This window comes from Paraburkholderia sp. BGA-UO-ETr-F12, from assembly GCF_059567945.1.
Genome location: NZ_JCAQOZ010000067.1, coordinates 1 through 22,606 on the forward strand (window position 1 = coordinate 1; position 22,606 = coordinate 22,606).

19 protein-coding genes are annotated in these 22,606 nt (G+C 61.5%); 5 read left to right on the forward strand and 14 right to left on the reverse strand.

Going from position 1 to position 22,606, the window contains the following annotated elements; translation table 11 throughout:
• The 3 genes from AC57B6_RS36540 to AC57B6_RS36550 all read right to left on the reverse strand — a co-directional run.
• Window positions 1–641, reverse strand: a 641-nt coding sequence (locus AC57B6_RS36540; RefSeq protein ID WP_496423306.1) for an electron transfer flavoprotein subunit beta/FixA family protein, incomplete at its 3' end; no start/stop codon positions are given.
• Between the two features lie 26 nt (window positions 642–667).
• Window positions 668–1,807, reverse strand: a complete 1,140-nt coding sequence (locus AC57B6_RS36545) for an acyl-CoA dehydrogenase family protein (protein ID WP_046572264.1) — start codon at window positions 1,805–1,807, stop codon at window positions 668–670.
• On the reverse strand, window positions 1,800–3,050 hold the full coding sequence (locus AC57B6_RS36550) for a CaiB/BaiF CoA transferase family protein (RefSeq protein WP_496423158.1): 1,251 nt from the start codon (window positions 3,048–3,050) through the stop codon (window positions 1,800–1,802). The genes AC57B6_RS36545 and AC57B6_RS36550 overlap by 8 nt, the downstream gene beginning before the upstream one ends.
• Window positions 3,051–3,158: 108 nt before the next feature.
• On the opposite strand from AC57B6_RS36550, the gene AC57B6_RS36555 reads away from it, so the two are divergent.
• Entirely contained in the window at window positions 3,159–4,070 is a 912-nt protein-coding gene (locus tag AC57B6_RS36555; RefSeq protein ID WP_030099515.1) for a LysR family transcriptional regulator, read from the forward strand.
• A 23-nt stretch (window positions 4,071–4,093) separates the two neighbouring features.
• Here AC57B6_RS36555 and AC57B6_RS36560 read toward each other — a convergent pair whose 3' ends face one another.
• Both AC57B6_RS36560 and AC57B6_RS36565 read right to left on the reverse strand, forming a co-directional pair.
• The gene (locus AC57B6_RS36560; protein WP_496423159.1) at window positions 4,094–5,167 is read right to left on the reverse strand and encodes a linear amide C-N hydrolase; all 1,074 of its coding nucleotides are present in this window, start codon (window positions 5,165–5,167) and stop codon (window positions 4,094–4,096) included.
• A gap of 90 nt (window positions 5,168–5,257) precedes the next feature.
• A complete protein-coding gene (locus AC57B6_RS36565) occupies window positions 5,258–5,647 on the reverse strand; it encodes a VOC family protein (RefSeq protein ID WP_028195381.1) in 390 nt (129 codons plus the stop codon).
• Between the two features lie 340 nt (window positions 5,648–5,987).
• Between AC57B6_RS36565 and AC57B6_RS36570 the strand changes: the two genes are divergently transcribed.
• Window positions 5,988–7,073, forward strand: a complete 1,086-nt coding sequence (locus tag AC57B6_RS36570; protein ID WP_028195380.1) for a porin — start codon at window positions 5,988–5,990, stop codon at window positions 7,071–7,073.
• A gap of 125 nt (window positions 7,074–7,198) precedes the next feature.
• On the opposite strand, the gene AC57B6_RS36575 is transcribed toward AC57B6_RS36570, so the two are convergent.
• Window positions 7,199–7,819 carry a hypothetical protein gene (locus tag AC57B6_RS36575; RefSeq protein WP_496423160.1) on the reverse strand — a complete coding sequence of 207 codons (621 nt, stop codon included), beginning with the start codon at window positions 7,817–7,819 and terminating at the stop codon, window positions 7,199–7,201.
• A gap of 332 nt (window positions 7,820–8,151) precedes the next feature.
• Between AC57B6_RS36575 and AC57B6_RS36580 the strand changes: the two genes are divergently transcribed.
• The 3 genes from AC57B6_RS36580 to AC57B6_RS36590 all read left to right on the forward strand — a co-directional run bounded on the left by AC57B6_RS36580 (window position 8,152) and on the right by AC57B6_RS36590 (window position 12,487).
• Window positions 8,152–9,279: an aminotransferase class V-fold PLP-dependent enzyme gene (locus tag AC57B6_RS36580; RefSeq protein WP_252890925.1), complete on the forward strand. Its 1,128-nt coding sequence runs from the start codon at window positions 8,152–8,154 to the stop codon at window positions 9,277–9,279.
• A 335-nt stretch (window positions 9,280–9,614) separates the two neighbouring features.
• Entirely contained in the window at window positions 9,615–10,814 is a 1,200-nt protein-coding gene (locus AC57B6_RS36585; RefSeq protein WP_496423307.1) for a multidrug effflux MFS transporter, read from the forward strand.
• A gap of 233 nt (window positions 10,815–11,047) precedes the next feature.
• Window positions 11,048–12,487 (forward strand): DEAD/DEAH box helicase, encoded by a 1,440-nt coding sequence (locus tag AC57B6_RS36590; RefSeq protein ID WP_183797257.1) that lies wholly within the window; start codon window positions 11,048–11,050, stop codon window positions 12,485–12,487.
• A gap of 42 nt (window positions 12,488–12,529) precedes the next feature.
• On the opposite strand, the gene AC57B6_RS36595 is transcribed toward AC57B6_RS36590, so the two are convergent.
• From AC57B6_RS36595 to AC57B6_RS36630, 8 genes are all read right to left on the reverse strand, one after another.
• A complete protein-coding gene (locus tag AC57B6_RS36595) occupies window positions 12,530–13,405 on the reverse strand; it encodes a LysR family transcriptional regulator (RefSeq protein ID WP_496423161.1) in 876 nt (291 codons plus the stop codon).
• A gap of 436 nt (window positions 13,406–13,841) precedes the next feature.
• Window positions 13,842–14,798, reverse strand: coding sequence for an HpcH/HpaI aldolase/citrate lyase family protein (locus AC57B6_RS36600; protein ID WP_496423162.1), 957 nt, complete (start codon window positions 14,796–14,798; stop codon window positions 13,842–13,844).
• Window positions 14,795–15,961: a CaiB/BaiF CoA transferase family protein gene (locus AC57B6_RS36605; RefSeq protein ID WP_028195374.1), complete on the reverse strand. Its 1,167-nt coding sequence runs from the start codon at window positions 15,959–15,961 to the stop codon at window positions 14,795–14,797. Before AC57B6_RS36605 ends, AC57B6_RS36600 begins: the two co-directional genes overlap by 4 nt.
• 109 nt (window positions 15,962–16,070) lie before the next feature.
• On the reverse strand, window positions 16,071–17,828 hold the full coding sequence (locus AC57B6_RS36610) for an L-lactate permease (protein ID WP_496423163.1): 1,758 nt from the start codon (window positions 17,826–17,828) through the stop codon (window positions 16,071–16,073).
• Window positions 17,829–17,947: 119 nt separating this feature from the next.
• Window positions 17,948–18,883, reverse strand: coding sequence for a LysR substrate-binding domain-containing protein (locus tag AC57B6_RS36615; protein ID WP_046572275.1), 936 nt, complete (start codon window positions 18,881–18,883; stop codon window positions 17,948–17,950).
• A gap of 116 nt (window positions 18,884–18,999) precedes the next feature.
• Window positions 19,000–20,457 carry a xylulokinase gene (gene xylB, locus AC57B6_RS36620; protein WP_496423164.1) on the reverse strand — a complete coding sequence of 486 codons (1,458 nt, stop codon included), beginning with the start codon at window positions 20,455–20,457 and terminating at the stop codon, window positions 19,000–19,002.
• Between the two features lie 49 nt (window positions 20,458–20,506).
• Window positions 20,507–21,385: an AraC family transcriptional regulator gene (locus tag AC57B6_RS36625; RefSeq protein ID WP_496423165.1), complete on the reverse strand. Its 879-nt coding sequence runs from the start codon at window positions 21,383–21,385 to the stop codon at window positions 20,507–20,509.
• Between the two features lie 44 nt (window positions 21,386–21,429).
• Window positions 21,430–22,605, reverse strand: a complete 1,176-nt coding sequence (locus AC57B6_RS36630; protein ID WP_046572277.1) for an ABC transporter ATP-binding protein — start codon at window positions 22,603–22,605, stop codon at window positions 21,430–21,432.
• Window position 22,606 lies beyond the last annotated feature (1 nt).

Sequence of the window (22,606 nt, forward strand, 5' to 3'; positions counted from 1 at the left end):
CGCGGCGTGACGTCGACACCGAGATCTTCCGGCTTGATCGTTTCCAGCGGCTTCTTCTTCGCCTTCATGATGTTCGGCAGCGTCACGTAGCGCGGCTCGTTCAGGCGCAGATCGGTCGTGACGACAGCGGGCAGCGTCAGCGACAACGTTTCGGCACCGCCGTCCACTTCGCGCGACACCGTCGCCTTGCCGTCCGCCACGACAACCTTCGAGGCAAACGTGGCTTGCGGCAGGTTTGCCAGCGCAGCCAGCATCTGGCCGGTCTGGTTCGAATCGTCGTCGATCGCCTGCTTGCCGAGGATGACCAGCTGCGGCTGTTCCTTGTCGACCAGCGCCTTGAGCAGCTTGGCGACCGCCAGCGGCTGCAGTTCTTCGTTCGACTCGATCAGGATCGCGCGATCCGCGCCGATCGCCAGCGCCGTGCGCAGCGTTTCCTGCGCTTGCGCCACACCCGCCGACACGGCGATCACTTCGGTCGCCACGCCCGCTTCCTTCAGACGCACTGCTTCTTCAACCGCGATTTCGTCGAACGGATTCATCGACATCTTCACGTTCGCGATGTCGACGCCCGTACTATCGGATTTCACACTCACTTTCACGTTGGCATCTACCACACGTTTGACTGCCACCAGCACTTTCACTTTCGAACTCCCCATATTCATTGTCGTTACGCGAGAACCGACCTCGCGATCACCGTGCGCTGAATTTCCGACGACCCTTCGTAAATGCGCAGAATCCGCGCATCGCGCACGAGCCGTTCCACGCGCATCTCGCGCGTGAAGCCATAGCCGCCATGCATCTGCAAAGCGGCGTCGGTGACGAATGCCACCATCTCAGACGCATAGAGCTTCGCCATCGACGCCGCTTCGGTGAACGGTTCGCCTGCCGCGCGCCGCGCCGCGGCCTGCAAGCTCAGAAGCCACGCGGCCTCCAGCCGCGTCTTCATGTCCGCGAATTTCCATTGCAGTCCCTGCTTGCTTGCGAGCGGCTCGCCGCCGACGCAGCGCGTCTTCGCCCACTCCACTGCGTCACTGAGCGCCGCTTCGGCGAGGCCAAGGCTCGTCGCAGCCACGTCCAGGCGGCTGTTGTCGAGCACCTTCATCGCCGTGCGAAAGCCGGTGCCTTCTTCGCCCAGCCGGTTTGCCGCCGGCACATGGCAATCGAGCGCAACCTCGTGCGCCGGCGCGCCCCGAATGCCCATCAGCATTTCGGCCGGTGACACCGACACCCCCGGCGTATCGCGATCAATGACGAACGCGCTGATCCCTCGGGTCCCGAGATCCGTCCCGGTCTTCGCATAGACCACGATGAATTGCGCCGCTGCCGCGTTTGAAATGAAGTGCTTCACACCCCGCAAGCGGTAGCCGTCACCCTCGCGCACAGCCCGTGTCGTCATGCCCGCCGGATTGGAGCCGGCTTGCGGCTCGGTCAAGGCGAACGCGCCAAGCTTGAGGCCCGTCGCCGCGTCGGGCAGGTAGCGTGCACGCAATGCATCGTCGCCGCCGATCAGGATGGAGTCGGTTGCAAGGTAGTGCGCGCCGATCATCGACGAAGTCGATGCGCATGCGCGCGCAATTTCCGCCAGTGCGAGAATGATCGCGGCGGGCGAAGCGTCAATGCCACCCCAGCGCTCCGGCAGGTTCAATCCCATCACGCCCAACTCGGCAAGCGCCGGGACATAGCGCGTAGTGGAAATTTCGTCCCGGTCGACCTGCGCCGCGTGTGGTGCCAACTCTGCTTGCGCGAAGCGCCGGATGGCCTCCGCAATCTCCAGGTCGGCCTCGGTCACACCCATTCGTTTAAGCATTGTTCGTCTCCTGATTCGTTTCGCTTCGCAAGTCGGTGGTTTCGTCCACATGTAGTACACCGGCGGCAACCAGCGTGGCGACATACGCCGTATCGACGCCGAGTTGCTGTTGCAGGACCGCCTGCGTATGCTCGCCAAGGCGCGGCGCGCGCGTCGTGCGCGTGGTGGGCCACGCCGAGAAGTGGACCGGCTGCTTTGGCAGGCGCACGACGCCACCGCCGCCGGCCGGCGCCTCGACCAGAACGCCGCGCGCACGTGCTTGCTCGCTCTCCAGCGCTTCACTGATGTTCTGGATCGGCGCAACGGGAATGCCGGCTTCGCTCAGTAGCGCATTCACTTCGGCAATGCTATGGATTCCAGACCATGATTCGATGCAGGCGCGCAATGCAGCTTCGTTCTCGCATCGCGCTGCATCGTTCGCAAAGCGCGCATCGTCGATCAGCAGGGGCTGGTCCATTGCGTGTGCCAGGCGCTCGAAAAGACGATTGTTGAGCACCGCCACGACAAAATAGCCGTCTCTCGCGCGATAGGCTCCAAACGGCGCCGACGACGGGTGCCGGTTCCCAACACGTTGCGGCGCAATGCCGGTGGTCGCGTAGCGCGCGACCAGCGCAGTGGTCAGGCTAAGCGTCGCGTCGAACATCGCGACGTCCACGTGCGTACCCTTGCCGGTTCGCTCGCGCGCGAGCAACGCAGCCAGCACGCCCCACGACGCAAAGATGCCGCTTACCACGTCCGAAACGGAATCGCCGACAAGCGTCGGCGCCCCGTCGGGTGAACCCGTCGCGTCCATGAGCCCGCACATCGCCTGCAGGATGATGTCGTAGGCGGGTCGATGAGACTCCGGACCCGTCTGACCGAAACCTGAGACGCTCGCATAAACGAGCCCAGGATTGTGCGCGGCGAGTTGCGCGTAGCCAATGCCCAGACGCTCGGCCACACCGGGACGAAAGTTCTCGACGACGACATCGGCCCGGGCGCAGAGTGCCTGAGCGAGCTCGCGGCCTTCGTCGCGTTTCAGGTCGATCACCACGCTTTGTTTGTTGCGGTTCATCGCGCTGAAAAGACCGCTCTCGCCGGCGGAGAACGGGCCGATTGCGCGATAGTCGTCGCCGCCGGGCGGCTCGATCTTGATGACTTCAGCACCCAGATCACTGAGCAGCGCGGAGCACAGCGGGCCCGCGAGCACGCGGGAAAAATCGATCACACGAATGCCTTCGAGCGGCAGCGCGGGCAATGTCACGGGGTATTCCTCCAGAACAGCCGGCCAGTTCGGCTGGTGGAGACATTCTGAGCGGCGCAGGTAATAGGATAAAATATTAGAATAAATTAACGGTTATATAAAAATCCTATGGCACTGTCGCTCAGGCTGCTACGCTACTTCGTCACCGCCGCGGAAACCGGCAGCACGACTGCTGCGGCGAGGCACCTGAACGTGTCGCAGCCTTCGATCTCCGTGGCAATTCGTGAACTGGAGGCGCTATTCGACGCGCCGCTGTTCACGCGCGACGCGGGCACCGGTATGACGCTCACGCAGTTTGGACAACGAAAGCTGGACGAGGCGCGTCACCTGCTCGCCTCAGCATCGGCGTTCATTACCGACGACGTCGGCGAAGGAAACGGCGGCTTGGTGCAAATCGGCGTGTTCCGCACGATCGCGCCCGTCTATCTGCCGCGCGTGCTTAAGCTCGCGCAGGCGCGCTTTCCCGCTTTGACCGTGCACTTCCGGGAAGGCGACCTGACGCAACTCGATGAGTGGCTACACAAGCGCCAGATCGATCTCGCACTCATGTACGACGTGGGCTTGCCGATCGACATCGAGCGCGAATGTCTCGCCGAACTCAAGCCGTACGCACTCGTGCCCAGCGAGACGCCGTTGGCTAAACGACGCCGCGCGATCTCGCTGCACGAACTTGCAGCGCAGCCTTTCATCCAGATCGACCTACCCCAAAGTCGCGATTTCCTGATGGCGCCGTTCTGGCAGCATGGTCTGGCGCCCAACGTGCGATATCGGGCAACCTCCATTGAACTCGTGCGCGCGATGGTCGCGAGCGGACTTGGCGTGTCGTTACTGATTACGCAAAGTCCCGCGGTCGCGCAGACGCCGCTTGTTGCCGAGCGGCCAATACGTGAAGCCACCGTGATCCAGCCGCTTGTGATCGCACGGCCGGCGCGCGTGCCGCACACACGGGCCTCAGAGCTACTCGCCTCCTGCGTGCGTGACGCGGTGGCTGAAGCAATGGGCGAGCGGGTCGGCAAATGAGGGCTTGACGTTATGCGTAAGCGTTACGCCCCACCACCTAGCCCGAGGAATCGAAACGGTGGTGCAGGTTGAAAGTACTTCGACACTTCGCCGTCGAAAGTATTGCGCTGATCCTTACCGAGATCGAGACGTTTGACTGGTGCGCCCGGGGAGAAGTCAACCTTCTTCAGGTCGACCCAGAACGTGTTTGGCGTTAATGCCGATTCAAAGAAGTAGAGCAAACGCTTGTGATCGGCGACCGTGCGCCAGCGGGTGGAGGAAATGTTCGGCTCGTCCGGCGTGGTAATGCCGAACGGCACAGACACATTGCGGATCACGCTGAAGACGCTGGCGAGTGCGACGGCGGGGTCTTCACTTTTGGGAATGGCATTGATGTAGAACGAAGCGCGCGCGAATCGATCCGCGGAGCGGTTTGTACCGGGCAACCAGACTGTGCCGCCGATGCCTTTCCAGTACTCGTTCAGGGCAAGTTGTTCGTCGAAAGTCGGCGAGTTGGTCATCACCTGATACTGCCTGCCGTGGTGGATGACCTGCTTGCCTGCGATGTACTCGACGATAGCGCTGTCGCCGGTAGCATCCGAAATGGCGAGGTGCAGCGTGGCGAGGCGCTTTTCTCCGGGGACATTGTCCGTGACTATGGTGAAGGGTTCTTTCTCGAGCGCGGCGACAGCCTCCGAGACCGTTGCGAAATTGTCCAGGACGTACTGCGCCCAGGCGGCAATGGTAAGTCCCGGTTTCGAGTTGTTGTCGAAAACCGGGTACTGCGATTCGACGAGCCAGAGGAGTTCCGCTGCGAGGCCTTTCTCGTTCATGCCGTCGGTGGTGGAAACGTCGTAGCCGGTCGCGACCACGCTACCGTATCGGGCGGTCCATTTGAGTGAGTTCGGCCCTGCCTCGCCGTTGCGGGCAATGCCACGCGGCAGGATGTAGAGATTGGTTGAAATGTCGAGCTTCCAATCCATCGATCGGGCGGTGATGACGTCGTTATTGTCGCCAAGATAGACGACGCGGGTGCAGGCAAGCGCTGCGATTGGAATGGCGACTAGCGTCGCAGCGGCGAAAAGGCCAGGCAGAATTGACCAAACGAAACGGCGCATGGTGATTCCTCACTATTGTCAACAGATACCGAACGATTGATTTCCGATGCTCGCAACTGAAACCGTCAGGTGCGCCTCATTGCCTGCGCACTACGAGGACCACGCCGTATTTTGCATGACGACTCGATACCCATCGGGGTCCGCGAATGTTCGACCCGACACGTCCCAATAAGGGTTGAACGACTTGACCCGAACGAATCCGTTGTCGACAAACCGGTCGCATGCCGACTCCCACGCTTCCCGGTCCGGAGCATAAAACACCAGTAAATCCTCGTGCGTCGGTGAGGCGGCTACCGGGTGTTCGCGGCATTGGGTGAACTCAAAGTGATAGTCCATCCCGGCGCATCCGAGCATTACTCCATCGAACCCGTGATGATCTTGGAACCGTGCCAGCACAATCAGGTTAAGTGCCGCGCAATACATGTTTTCAGATCGAGAAATATCGCTGACAGGTCGGGCGATTCTGAGCTTTGCTTGCATGGATTCGTTACATCGGTTGTGGGTTAAGGGTTTTCGAACATCTGATTCGAAAGGATACGCCGAATGTTAAAGCGGAATCCGTTTGCACGATCGTGCACGACGAGTACCACAAAGCGTTCTGCATGACGATCTCCTTGCAGATGAAACTCCTGCGTCACCACGCTCCCGGAATTTCCTTCGCGGAAGTCAATGCCTGTTGCGAGTGGGCGACATTGGCGCCGAATTATTGCGACATTAATTGTCGCGAAATATGATCGCCACACGGCGCGTGGGGCGTGCGCCACTTACGTCAGTGCACGCTTACGTGCCGCTTGCGACATGACAACAATCGGAATACCTCATGAATAAAACACTTGCGGCAGTCGGTGCAGGTCTGCTCGCCCTTTCGGCACAGTCCGCCTTCGCACAAAGCTCGGTCACTCTGTATGGTCTCGTTGACACAAGCGTGCGTTACCTGACGAACGCGAATTCGAATAACGATTCTCAGGTGTCGATGGGTGAAGGTATCGAGACACCTAGCCGTTTCGGTTTGAAAGGCACTGAAGATCTGGGCGGCGGGACGTCGGCGGTCTTCAAGCTCGAGAACCAGTTCCAGCTCTGGTCCGGCAAACTCGACAACAGCAACAACACACTATTCCAGCGCAATGCATACGTCGGACTCTCAAACAACCAGTACGGCACGCTGACCTTCGGCCGCCAGCAAACGCCGTTCTTCGACGTGATGGGCAACACGTACGATCCGCTGACCGTCGGCGACTTCTGGCAGGACAGCTGGATCTATAACCCGGTAGGGCGATATCTGTTCACCAATAGCTCGGCCAAGTACACCGGCCAGTTTGGCGGTCTGCAAGTGGAAGGTATGTACGGCTTCGGCGGCGTGCCGGGTAGCACCGGCCAGAACAGCATGTACGGCTTTACAGCGTCGTATGCGCTTGGCCCCCTCTCGGCCGACGTTGGGTTCCAGCAGAACGATAACGCCGGCAAGAAATTTAACCTCGTCAACGTCGGCGCAGTCTACGCAATCACGCCGTCGGTCAAGGTCCTCGCGGGCTGGCTGCATTCGCAGGACAACACCGGGCTTGTCGATGGCGACGAGCAGCAAGCCGGCGCACCCGTGCTGACGCATGTCAGCCCGAACCGTATCGACGACAGTTTCTACGTCGGCTCGACATGGCAAGCTACGCCGGTGTTGGCGCTTACGCTGGCCGGTTACTACGATCATGCACGCAATGCGGCAACGCTCGACGGCACGCTCGGCGCCGGTATCAATTACTCGGGCACGCTGCTCGCGGAGTATTCGTTGTCGAAGCGCACCGAGGTGTACGGAACGGTCGACTTCACCCGTGGCACCGGTGCGTTTCTAGCGGACTACCCGGGCCGCAACAATCAGACCGGCGTTGCAATCGGCCTGCGCAACATCTTCTGACCGCACGGCCCGGGTTGCCGGGCTTTCTGCTCAGAATGGACCGCGCGTGTCGTGAGACGCGCGCGGTTTTTTTGCGTCGACGAAATACACTTATCCACACTGTTTTTCAAGCGACGTTGAGCCAACTACGGCCGCACTTCCTGGAACGATTGTTTTTGAGGATCCCACGTAAATGTGGCCCCCACGCACGCTCCGTTTTCGACCGCCACTCCCGCCACGCTTACCTGCGGAGTAGGTCCGTCTTCTTTTACTTTCACCGTATCGATTCCCCAGTCGCACAGCGTTCCATGAGCGGGGGCCAGCGCCTGGACAAGATCGCCAGTTTTCTTGTCCCGCACCTCGATCACGCGATTGAGCGTGGCGATCGATGGAATGACGAAGTACCAGCGGTCCGTGGATGCCGCCTGGAGTATGGGAACCGGCTCGGCCCCGTAAGTGCTGTAGGCAACGAGGTTCAAATGGATAGGCAGTTTCTGTCCGTTGCGATAGCTGACCCAGGTGCCTTCGTACGACTTCGGCGGAAAGATATCGCTTGGCAGTTCAAGCTGGGCTATCGGCAACCCGCTGGCGTCGAGTTCATCGATGTGGATGTTCCCCGAGGTATGGAAGATCGTGGGTTTGAGTCGAATGGGGGTGCGGTGCCGGTCGTAAAAATAGACTCCTGTGGTCACAGTGTTGGTGAGCGACAGGTACAACATGTCAGGATCAATGGCAGACAGAATGAAACACGCAGCCGGGTGACGCATAGGTAAGTCTCCAATGTCCGGATAGTTCAAACACCTTTGGGCCTGAGCGGCGGTGTCCAGCCGACCCGCTTACCTTTGTTCCACGCATCCGGGGCCTGTTCGGTATTCGTGGCACACTCCTACAAGAAGGATGGGGGAGACCATGCTCCGGCGAAGGTTCACAATCGTTCCGATTGTTGCCACTGGCGCATTCCCAACCGGCGTGGCTCGACGGCGGGTCCATACCGGAACTTGCAGGATCGGTAACGGGGTTTCCCGGCCGATGCCGCTGCAGGTGGCTTTCGTTAGAATCTGTTTCCGATTCGTTAATACATCCATTACCGGAGGCGAACGTGCCAGGCTTACTTCCCGATGTCGACCGCGAGGGACTCCTCGAGTATTCGGTCGTGTACACCGACCGATCAATCAATCATATGTCGCAGCTTTTTCAAGGCGTCATGCGCGATATTTCCGGCGCCCTGAAAAAGGTCTATAACGCGAAGTCGGCGGTTATCGTGCCGGGCAGCGGGACATTCGGCATGGAAGCCGTCGCCCGGCAGTTTGCGACAGGCAAGAAGTGTCTGGTCATCCGCAATGGCTGGTTCAGTTTCCGTTGGTCGCAGATTTTCGACATGGGCAGCATCCCATCTGAATCAATCGTATTGAAGGCGCGCCCGGTCGAACAAGGAAGGCAGGCCGCCTATGCACCGCCGCCGATCGAAGAAGTGGTCGCCGCGATCAAGGAGAACAAGCCGGATCTGGTCTTTGCACCGCATGTCGAAACGGCCTCCGGAATGATCCTGCCTGATGCCTATTTGCGTGCCGTGTCCGACGCTGTTCACGCCGTCGGCGGCATGTTTGTACTGGATTGCATCGCCTCCGGCACGGTCTGGGTGGACATGCAGGCCAGTGGCGTCGATGTCCTGATCAGCGCACCGCAAAAAGGGTGGAGCGCGTCACCGTGCTGCGCACTCGTCATGCTCAGCCCTCTTGCCCGCGAAAGAATCGACGCGACAACCAGCACCAGTTTCGCTTGCGACCTTCGCAAATGGCTGCAGATCATGGAGGCCTACGAGAACGGCGGGTTCGCGTACCACGCCACGATGCCCACGGACAGTCTCGCGACGCTGCGCGACGTCATTAAGGAAACCGAGGCATATGGCTTCGACAAAGTGAAAGCGGAGCAGCTTGAACTCGGCACGCGCGTTCGCTCACTCTTGACTGCCAAAGGTTTCCGAAGCGTGGCGGCGGAAGGTTTTCAGGCCCCGGGCGTGGTGGTCAGCTACACGGACGATGACGGCATACGATCCGGCAAGAAATTCGCCGATGCCGGTTTGCAGATCGCGCCCGGCGTTCCCCTTCAATGCGACGAGCCTGAAGACTTCAAGACTTTCCGCATCGGACTATTTGGCCTCGACAAACTGCATGATGTCGAAGGCGCGGTCGCGAGGCTCACCAAGGCATTGGACAGGATTCTTTAGCGCGTTTTTCCGGCGCAGGTGCGCATGGCTCGCCCTCGCAACCGCATCGACAGGAGGGCCCCGGAACCTGTGGGAATAGCTATGCGCACGCTTCGGTCTTTGCCGCTGCGCCGGACCCCTATGCTTCGACAGGCAATCTCGGCAGTTGACATCGCCGAAGCATGCCGCCTAACATCGCTCAGGATGACCAGGAGAAAATTCAGCATGAATGCTACGTTTATCATCGTACTAGGAAGTCGGCGCATGGTCCGGTAACGGCACCTGGCCGTCCCCATGCGCCCCCGACAAAATCGGGGGCTTTTTTTTGCCCCGCGCGAAATTGCTTTCGATCGGAAATGCCGATGACTTCAACACGACCGCTTCCCACGCTCTCCACACTGATTCTGCTGTGTGCGCTCTCTGTGCTGCCATTGAGCATATTCCTGCCTTCGCTGCCGAACATTGCGATGAATTTTCACGCCGACTACGCGCTCGTGAGCCTGTCGCTGGCAGGATATGCAACCGTCGCCGCTGTGCTGGAACTGGTCATGGGGCCGCTGTCCGATCGCTTCGGGCGGCGGCCAATCGTGTTGACCAGCCTGACCGTATTCGTGGTCGGGTCGCTCGGCTGCGCGCTGGCGGGCAATATCTGGACCTTTCTGACTTTCCGTTTGCTTCAGGCTCCGATCACCTCCTGTTATCCGGTGTCGATGGCCGCCATCAGGGATATGACCGGGAAGGAGGGGGCCGCAAGCCGGATCGGCTATGCCGCGATGGCAGCGGCGTTCGCCCCCATGCTCGGCCCGACGGTCGGCGGCGTTATCGACGAAACGAGCGGCTGGCGTGCGATCTTCTGGGGTCTCGCCCTTGCCGGCATAGCTTTGTTTGCGCTGTGCTGGTTCCGCCTGGGTGAGACCAACAAGTATCCATCGGACACCATCAGGCAGCAGTTTCGGGCCTATCCCGCGCTTATCCACGAACCTCGTTTCTGGGCCTACGCGCTGTGCATGGCGTTCTCAACGGGTACGTTCTATGCCTTTCTGGCCGGTGCTCCATTGGCCGCGAAAACGGCGTTCGATGTACCACCGGCAACGCTAGGTTTGTACATGGGCTCCATCACCGCCGGCTTCGTGCTCGGCAGCTTCCTGTCGGGGCGCTACGCCAGCCGCTATCCGCTCGCTACGACCATCACCGTGGGACGTGTCGTTGCTTTTGCCGGTCCGTTGATCGGCTTGATGCTCTTCTTCGCCGGAGCCAGGCACGCAATAGCGCTGTTCGGCCCTTGCATGCTAGTCGGCGTTGGTAACGGCCTGTCAAATCCGTGCGCCCATGCCGGAGCGCTCTCGGTGCGCCCGGAGCTGACGGGAAGTGCATCCGGGTTGGTTGGCGCGATGACCATTGCCGGCGGCTCCGCCCTTTCCTCGATGACGGGAGCCGTACTGACGGAAAGCAACGCAGCCTACGCGCCGCTTTGCCTGATGCTGTTCTCCTCCGTGATTGCGATGTTGGCCGCGTCGTATGTGCGCGTGCTGGACAGGCACGAGGCGTATCGATGAGCGCCTCGACACGTCGCATTTGTGAATCGCCGGCATCGTTTTAAGTGGTGTCGAACTCGCGCGCGCGATAGCGACATGGCCGATGAGGGGCAACGGTGGCCGGCATAGTTCAGTCGCCTGGCAGCGCTACGGTTTTTCTGCGGCGATCAATGTCGATATTCTTTGACCATTGATCTGCGCGGCGCAATCAGGCGGCAACCGCTAGAATTGCGGCTTTAGCCCGGAATACGCCAATGTCTTTTGCCTCGCTTGGCCTGATCGATCCCTTGCTGCGTAATTTGCAGGACCTCAATTACCAGACACCTACGCCGGTGCAGGCCAAGGCGATTCCCGCCGTGCTCAGTGGCAAGGACGTCATGGCTGCGGCGCAGACCGGCACCGGCAAGACGGCGGGTTTTGCGCTGCCACTGTTGCAGCGGCTGGTGCAACACGGCCCGGCGGTGTCCAGCAACCGCGCGCGTGTTCTGGTGCTGGTGCCCACGCGTGAGCTGGCCGAACAGGTGCTGCAAAGCTTTATCGACTACGGTAAAGGCCTCGACTTACGATTTCTGGCCGCCTACGGCGGTGTGAGCATCAACCCGCAGATGATGAAGTTGCGCAAAGGCGTGGATGTGCTCGTTGCCACGCCGGGCCGTTTGCTGGATCTGAATCGCCAGAATGCAGTGCAGTTCGATCAGGTACAAACGCTGGTGCTGGACGAGGCCGACCGCATGCTGGATCTGGGCTTTTCGCGCGAACTCAACGCCGTCTTTGCCGCGTTGCCCGCTCAGCGCCAGACCCTGCTGTTCTCTGCCACGTTTACCGACGACATCCGCGCGATGGCGGAGAGCATTCTGCGCGGCCCGGTGAATATCAGCGTCAGCCCGCCCAATGCCACGGCCAGCAAGATCAGGCAGTGGGTGATACCGGTGGATAAAAAGAACAAGCCTGACCTCTTCATGCACCTGGTGGCCGAGAACAACTGGGAGCACGCACTGGTGTTCGTCAAAACTCGCAATGGCGTGGATTACCTGGCGGCCATGCTGGATGACGCGGGCTATTCGGTCGACACCATCCACGGCGACAAGCCGCAACCCGCACGACTGCGTGCGCTGGAACGCTTCAAGACGGGCGAAGTCAGTATGCTGGTAGCCACCGACGTGGCTGCGCGCGGGCTGGATATCGACGACCTTCCGCTGGTGATCAACGTTGATCTGCCAATCGTGGCGCAAGACTATGTGCACCGTATTGGCCGTACCGGCCGCGCGGGTGCGAGCGGCGTGGCGGTGTCCCTTGTGTGCGCCGACGAAGCGCCGCAACTGGCCGCGATTGAAGCGCTGATCCGGCAAACGCTGCGCCGTGAAGAAGAGCCGGGCTTTGAGGCCGAACATCGCGTGCCGCAAACCAGCGCGACGGGCGAGATCATCAAGAAACCTAAAAAACCCAAGAAGCCGAAAGTGCCACAAGCTGCGCCGGGCGCCGTGCAAGTGCCCGGCAAAAAACCGCGCCCGCAAAGTGGCGAAAACAAACGCAAGCCTGCGGCGCAGCGCGCTGCGGCCGCGGGTGAAGGCACAAGTGTGTTTAGCGGTAGCCCATTCAGCGTGCCAAAGCCACGCGGCAAACCTGCCAGCAAGCCGGCTGGGGGCTCACGTAAGCCCGCTGGCAAACCCGCTGGTGGCCGCGGCAAACGCTAACTCCGAGTCGTGGGGACGAGTAGTCCTCCCCGCAGAGAAGACTCAGCCGCCTTTCAGTGCGGCGCGGACAAACGAGACGAACCGCGATGTAACGGGGTTGCTCCGCGCATCTGGCCACACAAGCCCTACGCGCCACTTCGCGCACTTTCCGCGCAGCGGCAGCACGGTAGCATCCCGTAGCAGATGTTGCGCACCCGATGGGACGAACGCGACGCCGACGCCGGCAGCAACCGATGCCAGGACGGACTGCACATCGTCAGCCTGCTGAGTCACGTTCGGTACAAAGCCCTGTTCGCGACACCAGCCGTCGACCTGAGCGGCGAGCCCAAGCCCGCGCGCACGCCGCAGGGCCAGAAAACCCATTTCATTCAGCTTGTCAAAGTCGGCAGGAAGACGCACGCGCTCAAGGGATGGAGGTAACGCCAGCGCGAGGTTCTCATCGATCACACGAAGAGACGAGAGACCCTCGACCGAGGGTACGCGCATAAAGCCCACATCCAGTTTTCCCGCCAGAAGGCGACGGGTTTGCTCGGCAGAAGAGAGGTCGCTCAACGCGATGGCAATGCCCGGATACTGCTGACGGAAGTCGGCGATGATCCGCGGCGCGATCGTCAGCACGGACAGACAGATACCGACCCGTAAATGCCCGCGCTTGCCACTGGCCGCCTCTCGTGCGCGCGCGAGAATCTCATCCGAGTCGTGGACGAGCGCTTGCGCATCGGGCAGGAAAATTTCGCCGAAACGCGTCAGCTCCGCACCATGCCGCCCACGTTCGAACAGCTTCGCGCCCAGGCTAGCCTCCAGTGCGCCAACCTGCTTGCTCAACGCCGGCTGACTCAAGTGAAGCGCCTCGGCCGCGCGGCCGAAATGACGCAGTTCGACGACCGACAAAAACGTTCTCAGCAGTTTCAGTTCCATTCTGCGTAGTTATCGTTTCGATCAAATCATTCATTTTACTAATCGATTGGCGAGTTGTTCAATACGGATATGTCTCTCAACGCGGGATTGTCCATGGCCTTACCCAATCCTAAGTGTCGCCCAAACCGCACGGACCGTGTAGATGTCCCGGTTGACGACGCCACCGCCAATCCCGATCCTGCGCAGGCGCGTTTAGTGGGGCGGGAGCGCCGCCCCCGGTTCGCTGATGCCTTCCCGGCAGACGATGGCCGCATGCAAGGGGGCTCGATCGCCGTGAGCTTTGCCGTTGTCTCTCGCCGGCGATGGCCGCGCTGAACAGAAATCAGATCGGGTTCCACGAGGAAGCGCCGTTGCGGCAAGTCTCAGCATCCATGCGCGTGTTCGGCTGCGACTGCACTGCCGCTTCGGCAAACGCCTCTCGCAGCGTACCGGTCGCTCAGCCCCGTTCCGCCATCGCAAGGATGCGCTGCGCCATCCGCACGTTCGCGAAATCGACCAGCTTGCCGTCGATCGAAATGGCTGCGAGGCCCGCGGCTTGAGCCGCTTCGAGCGCCTCTACGGTTCGGCGGGCGGCACGCACTTCGTCGTCGGTCGGTGAGAACGCCGAACGGGTCGGCTCGATCTGCCCGGGATGGATGACCTGCTTGCCGTCGTAACCCATCGCCGCGGCTTTCAGTGCCCAGGCTCGCGTCAGGACGAGATCGCGAAACGCGCCGCATGGACCATCTATCGCACGCAGTCCAAAAGCGCGCGCGGCGACCAGAATCCGCATCATCGGGTACGTCCAGAGGTCGAGGGGCGTGGCGCTGTAGTGGCCCGCTTCGTCCTTGAGCGTCACGGCATAACCGGCATGCGTGCCGCCGATTTCGACGTTGCGCGCGCCGATGGACGCCGAAAAATCGCCGACCCCGAAATGCAAGGCCGTGAGCCGGTTACTCGCGCCGGCAATGCTATCGACATTCATCACGCCGCGCGCCGTCTCGATCAACGCTTCGATTTCGAGCGGTGCAAATGACTCGGGCCGAGCGCTCAGCAACTGCTCCACCTGTGCAATCACGTCCGCCGATTCCACCTTCGGAACGAGAATCGAATCGAGCCGCCGCGCTTCGGCGGTCAAGGTCCGGACCTCGTGCGCGTGGATGCCATTCTCGTTCGCATTGATCCTGACGCTGACCGTCTTGTCGCCCCAGTCGAGTTCGGCGAGTGCCTGCACGGCTGTTCTGAGCGCCTCGTCTTTCTTGTCGACAGGGACAGCATCCTCAAGATCGATGAACACTGCATCAGCCGCGCTAGCCGCCGCCGATTGCAGCATATTGAAGCGATGTCCAGGCACCGCGAGCACGGTGCGCGTCGTGCGTGGGCGCCGCTGCGGATTCGATTCGCGTTGACTCATACGCCGCTCCGTTGCGAGTGTGTATCCGCTGCGATTTCCGCGAGAATGGCGTCGGTATGCTGGCCAACTGCCGGTACCGGACCCATGACGGGCTCGATCCCCGGGATCGTCACCGGCGGAAGGAACATATCGTGGGGACCGCTCTCGGTTTCAACACTGCGGTAGCGATTGCGCTCGCGTAGTTGTGGATGATCGAGGAGTGCTTCGACGTCGTTCATCATGCCGTTCGCAATCGACGCGCGATCGAGCCGTTCCAGTACCTGCGCGCTGCTCCACGCGGCAAAGCGCTCCTCGATGGTCCGTTCCAGCGCCTCGCGATTCGCAACCCGTAGTGAGTTCGAAGCGTAGCGTGGTTCGACCGCGATGGCCGCGTCGTCCAGCACAACTGTGCAGAAGCTGAGCCACTCGCGTTCGTTCTGGATACCGAAGAAAACTGTCTTGCCGTCGCCGGTCGCGAATGGACCATACGGTGCGATGGTTGCGTGCCGGGCGCCACTGCGCGGCACCGGCTCGCCGCGGCCGCGTGTGTAGTACGCCGGATAGCTCATCCACTCGGTCAGCGCATCGAACAGCGAGACTTCGAACGCCATGCCTTTGCCGGTGCGCGAGCGTTGATGCAGGCCCATCAGGATGCCGTTCAGCGCGTACATGCCAGTGGCGATGTCAGCAATCGCGAGACCGCATTTCGACGGCGTCTCGGGCGTGCCGTTGATGGACAGGAAGCCGGTCTCGCACTGCACCAGCAGGTCGTAGGCCTTCTTGTTGCTGTAGGGGCCGTTGGAGCCGTACCCGGAAATGTCGCAGGCGATCAGTTGCGGGAAGCGCGCGACCAGGGACTTCGCGTCAAGCCCCTGACGCTCTGCCGCGCCGGGCGCCAGATTCTGGATGAAGACGTCGGCACGGGCGAGCAGCGCTTCGAGCGTTTCCTGCCCGGGACCGGTCTTGATGTCGAGCGCGAGACTTTCCTTCGAGCGATTGGTCCAGACGAACTGGCTCGACAGGCCATCCATCGCGGTATCGTAGTTGCGGGCGAAGTCGCCGACCTCCGGGCGCTCGATCTTGATGACGCGCGCGCCCCAATCGGCCAGATGCCGGCTTGCCAGCGGCGCGGCAATCGCCTGCTCGATCGAGACGACCGTGATGTCGTTGAGTGGATGGTTCATCTTCTGCATATCCTCACTATTTCAATGCGTAAAGGTGCTCAGGCTTTTCTTGCGACACGGCATCACACGCGGCATGACACACGCTATGCCACCGCAGCGGCCGGGCCGATCACGGCACCATCCAGCCGAGCACCGGCGTGGACTGCAGGTAGACCAGCAGACTGAGCGCCGCGATCATCAGGACCGTCCAGCCGGCCACGCGTCTGAACAACACGCCTTCCTTGCCCATCATGCCGACGGCCACCGCGCCGACCGCGAGGTTCTGCGGCGATATCGCCTTGCCGACCACGCCGCCCGACGTATTGGCCGCGGTCAACAGAATGTCGGACAGGCCAGTGTGATGGGCGGTGGTGAGTTGCAGCATGCCGAACAGCGCATTCGCCGACGTATCCGAGCCGGTGAGGGCGGTTGCGAACCAGCCGAGAATCGGCGACACCGGTGCGAAAGCCGGACCCGCCTTGGCCGCCCAGATGCCGAGCGTCACGATCTGGCCCGACAGGTTCATCACGTACGCCACGCCGACGACGCAGCACACCGTGAAGACCGCCCAGCGCAGTTCATGAAGGTTCTTCAGATAAGTCCGGGCGGCAACCGGCGCACTGACCTTAAGGATCGGCGCTGACAGCAAACCGGCGATCAATACGATCGAGCCGGCGGAAAGCAGCCATTCGAACTTGGCGCCGGTAGCCGATACGGCGGCCCCTTTCGGATCGACCACGTGCAGGCCGGGCCATGCGAACGTCGACGTGACGACACCCAGTGCGTGACCGATAAAGCCGATCTGCGTCGCTGCGACGACCAGGATCACGGCGGCGTAGGGTGCGAGCGCGCGCAGGATCTCGGCGCGCGAATCGGGCGCCTGGGCAGTGTCGGCTGATGCATTGCCGCGTACGGCTGAATGGTGGAACTGCGTGCCTGAGCCCGGCATCGGCATAGCCATGGTGGCGCTGTTGGACGCACTCGCGAGGCCATGACCATGGTCGGCGTCGGGACGTCGATGGCCACCGGAATTGACTACCACCGCTCCCGCACCCGCCAGGTCGGCGCGCAACACGCCCGGCGACCAGAGGCGCAGGAACGCGATGGAAGCGCCCGCGCAGATCAATGCGGCGACGATATCGACGAGTTCGACCGGCAGCAGCATCGACCCTGCAAACTGCGTGAACGCGAACACGACTCCGGTGACCAGCGCAAGCGGCCAGACTTCCTTTATGCCACGCCGGCCGTCGACGATGAATACGAGGATCAGCGGAATGAAGAGCGACAGCAATGGCGTTTGCCGTCCCACCATCACGCTGATCTCATGAACCGGCAAACGGGTGATCTTGGCGAGCACGGTAATGGGCAAGCCCAGCGCGCCGAACGCGACCGGGCTGGTATCGGCGATCAGGCAAACCGCTGCGGCCTTCAGCGGCTCGACACCGATCGAGATCAGCAGCACCGCGCAGATCGCGACCGGCGCACCACCGCCGGCCAGCGCTTCCAGCAGCGCACCGAAGCAGAACGCGATCAGCACCGCTTGCACGCGCTGGTCGGCGCTGACGCGGGCGAGGGCGCGCCGCAGCACGTCGGCGTGGCCGCTTTCCTGAGTCAGCTTGAACAGCCAGATTGCGTTGATGCCAATCCAGATGATCGGAAAGAAGCCGATCGCGGCGCCCTCGAGCGCGCCACTGGCTGTTTGTCCGGCCGGCATCCCGTAGACGAAAATCGCGACCGCCATCGACACCGCGAGTGAAGCAAGTGCTGCCCAGCGCGCCTGCAAGCGCAGGACGCCGAGCAGGACGAACAGGGTGAGCAGGGGAAGAACGGCGAAAAATGCGGAAGCCCCTATCGAGTGCGCGACGGGGTCGAAAATCTGGGTGTACATGCGTCTCCTTCGGGCTCTGAGCGAGCATCTCTTATCGACTGCGAAGGCCACAATGTAGACGCGTGCCGCATCGGCGTGAAATACCGATTGGAGCTACCGGGTATAGGCGACGCCTATAGCTATGACGTGCCGGCGTCGTTGGGGTGCAGCACACCGGACCAGACGCCGCTTTCGACCAGCTCGGCGACAAGGCGTGTGACCACCTTCTGAATCGCCAGCGACGCGGCGCTGGTGGGCAGCGCATTCGGTACACACAAGCCGACGGGACGGCTGATCTCCGGATCGATCAGCCGATGGATCAGATGCTGGTCCGCGGTGTTGCGCCCGAATGCATCCGACGAGACGATCGTCACCACCTCGCCCTGGCGTGCGATGGCGAGCATGGTCGGCAGCGAGTCGACGTCGGCGACGATATCGGGCTCGATGCCTTCGCGTGCGAAGGCGCGCTCGATCAGCACGCGCAAACCGTTCGCCGCGCTCGGTAGAACCATCGGCACATTCGCGAGTTGACGCAACGTGACGTCATGCGCCGGGCCGATGCCGGCGATCTGTCCGAACACGAACAGGTTTTCCTCGAACAGCGGATGTACCGAGACGCCTCGCGTTTCTGACTCGCGAAACAGGATGGCCATATCGAGGCGCCCGTTCGCCATCAATTCGGCGAGGTATCCGCTCATGCCTTCGACGATCTGCAAACGGATGCCAGGATAATGACGCCGTACGTAGTTGAACATGGGTAGCGCGAACACGACCGCGACGCTGGTCGGCAAGCCGATCGCAACCTGCCCGGATTCCGTGCCATTGACCTGCACCGCGAGGGGAATCTGCGCCATCTGACGGAGCACGTCGCGAGCGCGAAGATAGAGTGCGCGACCGGCTTCGGTCGGCTGGACGCCCTGGTGGCTGCGCAACAGCAGGGTTGTTTTCAGTTCGGTTTCGAGTCCGGCGACCTGCTGGCTAAGCGAAGGCTGCGCCACGCAAAGCTGTTCGGCCGCCTTCGAGAGGCTGCCGCAATCGACGATGGCAACGAAGTATTTGAGCTGGCGGATATCCATGCGGGTAGCTTAACGCATGCCGCGCGACGCGATCCGAGCCGCGTCGAGCAGCTCGAAATCGGGAGCGCTGCGGCCCACTGGCGGGTGGCCGCCGCCGGCAATCATGACGTCATAGATCAAAGAGAAATGCCTTTCAGTGCCTCGTACAGTCTGCGATATCGCGCAAGCCGGTTCTCGATCATGGGCCGCTGTGCGGCGTCGGGTTCGCAGACCTCGATCGTTGCGGGAGACGTACACACCTGTGCGACGCTCTCCTTTGTAACGGCCAACCGCGCAAGCCGTGCCGCGCCTAAAGCAGCGCCGACGTCGCCGCCATGATGGCGGCGCATTGCAACGCCAGTGGTGGTTGCACACAGCTTTGCCCAGAAACGGCTCCGCGAGCCGCCTCCGATGAAAGATGCCGTTTCCAGTATTGTGCCGGCGCCTTGCAGCGCTGCGTAGCCGTCGGCCATCGCGAAAGCTACGCCTTCCATCACACTGTAAGCAAGGTCGGCCTCGCCGTGGGCACCGGTGAGGCCCCAGAACACCCCCTTCGCGTTCGCATCATTGTGAGGCGTACGCTCACCGCTCAGGTACGGCAGGAACAGCGGCGCGCCCTGTGCGTCGGCATTCGCGGCCGCGCCGGCAAGATCGGCGACATCTTTCCTGAGCACGTCGGACAGCCACGCGAGACTTGACGCCGCCGACAGGATAACGCTCATCTGATGCCAACGGCCGGGCAAGCAATGGCAGAACGCGTGCACCGCCTGCGCGGGATTTGGCGCAAACCGGTCAGTCCCGGCAAACAGCACGCCGGAGGTGCCCAACGACAGGAACGCGCTACCTGACCCGGCGACGCCCATGCCGATCGCGCTGGCCGCGTTGTCACCCGCGCCGCCGCACAGGAGCACAGCGTTGGCAATGCCCCATTCGCGCCGCAAAGTGTCGCTCAACTGCGCCGCAGCCTCGCTGCCTTCCACCAGTCTGGGCATGTGCTCACGCGACAGGCCGGTCGCGGAGAGCATCCTGTCCGACCAGTCGCGCTTCGCGACGTCGAGCCACAGTGTGCCCGACGCATCGGACATGTCGGAGACGAACTCGCCGGTTAGCCGCCATGCTACGTAGTCTTTCGGCAAGAGGACCTTGTGCGCTGCGCGGAACACGGCCGGCTCGTACTTGGACAGCCAGAGCAGTTTCGGCGCCGTGAAACCCGGCATCGCAAGGTTGCCGGTAATCAGGCGCGATTCTGGAACCAGCGCTTCAAGCTCCACACATTCGGCGGATGCCCGTGTGTCGTTCCACAGAATCGCTGGACGTAACACCTGGCCGGCCCGATCGAGCAGGGTCGCGCCATGCATCTGTCCAGATAACCCAATACCACGTAGCGCCGAAAAGCCGGCGGGATTGGACGTTCGTACTTGCGTGACGGCATCGAGCGTGGCGTGCCACCACGCCTGCGGACTCTGTTCGGACCAGTGGGGGTGAGGGTTTTCGACTTCAAGCCGTGCGCTGCCGGTGGCCAGCGTATGCGATTCGTCGTCTGTGAGTAGCGCTTTGACCTCGGAGGTCCCAAGGTCGATTCCAAGGAAAGTCAAGAGTGTCGTCCTGGTTCTTGCGGCCGGCGCGTTTTGTCGAAGCAAAACGTCAAGCCGCGATCATGTGTTCGTTAAGCTGATGCAGCGCGCGGAATTTCGACGGCGGCATCGCCTTCGTTGAAAGGAATTGACGATTGAAGTTCGACAGATTGTTAAAGCCAACGCGATAGCAGATCTCGGTCACGCTAAGCGTCGAACACATCAGCAGTTCACAGGCCTCGTTAATCCGCAGGCGGTTCTGGTACTGCACGAACGTACACCCGGTATGTCGCCGGAAAAAGCGGGTGAACGTGCTCACGCTCATGCCGGCAAGTTCCGCGACATCGGTTTCACGCAATGTGCCAGGGAGGTTCTGCTGGATGTACGAGAGCACCTGATTGATTGTGGATTGCATGTAGCGATGCGCATTGACATCGTATGCGGGCCCCGCAAGCAAGGTGCGCTCGGTGCACGACGACAGCCTGTCGAAGATCGACATCAACAATTCGACGCGGCGGCAACCGTGCGCCCCGGCAAGCTCCAGCATCATGGGGGCAATGGTCCGGCCCACCTCATCCGGAAACTGTATTCCGCGCGCCGCGTCGTCGACCAGACCGACGATCGCGTGTAACTCGGCGAATGCGGCCACCATGCGTTCGACTGCGTCACGCGAGAACTGCAGAACCACGTCGCGTGACCGCACGGTTTCGCGCTCGGCGATTTCGCTGATCCAGTTATGCGGCAAGTTCGGCCCGGTGATCACCAGATTGCCGGGCGCGAAGTCGCCAATGAAATCGCCGACAAAGAATTTTCCCGTCGACGCCTGGATGACGTGAATTTCATACTCCGGATGAAAGTGCCATTTCGCTACTGTATGCGGATAGTCGTGCGCCCAGGCACGGAACGATTCGTCCCGGCGCGTGTGCACCAATTCCAGATCTGGATTCATAGCGCGTCTCCTCCTCGGCTGTCTCGACGCCGCGTCTTCGTGTGTCAATGCAAAGCGGCTCCCTGCACACCCGTGTTCTGATGTGGCGAACCCGCAAGCATTGTTCTGGCGGCCTTAGGAACGGGCAACGAGACGTTTTGCTCCGTTCTGGTATCGAAAACATGCAGGTCGGCCACCTTGAACTGAAACGTTACCACGCTATCCACTTCAGGCAGGTCACTCGCCGGCATCAGGGCAGCCAGCCGTTCGCCGGCGAATTCAAACGTGACAAGTGCCTCCGCGCCCAACAGTTCGATCAACTCCACCTTGCCGCGAAGCCTTAGCGAGTCGAATTCATCGTCTGCAGATGCCACTTTCAGATAGTTCGGCCGAATCGCCAGTTTCACCGCCTGGCCGGATTGCAGCGTGGCGAAACGCGGTCCGGCAAGCGCCCAGCGCTGGCCCTGCACCTGGACGAAACACGTTTCAGCGGCTCGCTCGACCGTTCCGGATATGAAATTCATCGCGGGTGTGCCGATAAACCCCGCGGCGAACAGCGTATGCGGGAAGTGGTAGAGATCGGACGGCGTGCCGGCCTGCTCAATCTGTCCGCCCCGCATCAGGATGACACGGTCGGCGAGCGTCATGGCTTCGAGCTGGTCGTGCGTGACATATACCGTCGTCGTCTTCAGGCGCTGATGTAGCCGCTTGATGTCGCCGCGCAACTGGGCTCGCAATTTCGCGTCGAGGTTGGACAACGGCTCATCGAACAGAAACACCTCAGGTGTCTTGATCATTGCCCGGGCAATCGCCGCGCGCTGCTGCTGGCCGCCCGACATGGCTCGCGGTTTGCGATCGAGCAAGGTGTCGAGGTTCAGCATCGCAGCGACTTCCCGCACGCGACGGTCGATTTCCGCCGCCGGCACCTTCAGCCGGCGCAAACCAAACGCAACGTTGTCGTACACGCTCATGTGCGGATACAGCGCATAGTTCTGAAACACCATCGCGACGTTACGCTCGCGCGCCGGCAAGTCGTTCACAACCGTGTCGCCGATCGCAAGTTCGCCCCCGGTGATTCCTTCGAGACCCGCAATCATGCGAAGCATCGTGGACTTGCCACATCCGGATGGTCCGAGCAACACGACGAACTCACCGTCGTCAATTTCCATATCGAGCGGATGCAATACCGGCTGGCCGCCATCGTAGCGTTTCGTGAGGCCTCTACAGACGATTTTAGCCATG

Bases quoted from the DNA above. Each gene is read 5' to 3' on its own strand.
- AC57B6_RS36545 (WP_046572264.1), bottom strand. From the start codon at position 1,807: ATGCTTAAACGAATGGGTGTGACCGAGGCCGACCTGGAGATTGCGGAG.
- AC57B6_RS36555 (WP_030099515.1), top strand. From the start codon at position 3,159: ATGGCACTGTCGCTCAGGCTGCTACGCTACTTCGTCACCGCCGCGGAA.
- AC57B6_RS36560 (WP_496423159.1), bottom strand. From the start codon at position 5,167: ATGCGCCGTTTCGTTTGGTCAATTCTGCCTGGCCTTTTCGCCGCTGCG.
- AC57B6_RS36565 (WP_028195381.1), bottom strand. From the start codon at position 5,647: ATGCAAGCAAAGCTCAGAATCGCCCGACCTGTCAGCGATATTTCTCGA.
- AC57B6_RS36570 (WP_028195380.1), top strand. From the start codon at position 5,988: ATGAATAAAACACTTGCGGCAGTCGGTGCAGGTCTGCTCGCCCTTTCG.
- AC57B6_RS36575 (WP_496423160.1), bottom strand. From the start codon at position 7,819: ATGCGTCACCCGGCTGCGTGTTTCATTCTGTCTGCCATTGATCCTGAC.
- AC57B6_RS36585 (WP_496423307.1), top strand. From the start codon at position 9,615: ATGCCGATGACTTCAACACGACCGCTTCCCACGCTCTCCACACTGATT.
- AC57B6_RS36590 (WP_183797257.1), top strand. From the start codon at position 11,048: ATGTCTTTTGCCTCGCTTGGCCTGATCGATCCCTTGCTGCGTAATTTG.
- AC57B6_RS36595 (WP_496423161.1), bottom strand. From the start codon at position 13,405: ATGGAACTGAAACTGCTGAGAACGTTTTTGTCGGTCGTCGAACTGCGT.
- AC57B6_RS36600 (WP_496423162.1), bottom strand. From the start codon at position 14,798: ATGAGTCAACGCGAATCGAATCCGCAGCGGCGCCCACGCACGACGCGC.
- AC57B6_RS36605 (WP_028195374.1), bottom strand. From the start codon at position 15,961: ATGAACCATCCACTCAACGACATCACGGTCGTCTCGATCGAGCAGGCG.
- AC57B6_RS36610 (WP_496423163.1), bottom strand. From the start codon at position 17,828: ATGTACACCCAGATTTTCGACCCCGTCGCGCACTCGATAGGGGCTTCC.
- AC57B6_RS36615 (WP_046572275.1), bottom strand. From the start codon at position 18,883: ATGGATATCCGCCAGCTCAAATACTTCGTTGCCATCGTCGATTGCGGC.
- AC57B6_RS36625 (WP_496423165.1), bottom strand. From the start codon at position 21,385: ATGAATCCAGATCTGGAATTGGTGCACACGCGCCGGGACGAATCGTTC.
- AC57B6_RS36630 (WP_046572277.1), bottom strand. From the start codon at position 22,605: ATGGCTAAAATCGTCTGTAGAGGCCTCACGAAACGCTACGATGGCGGC.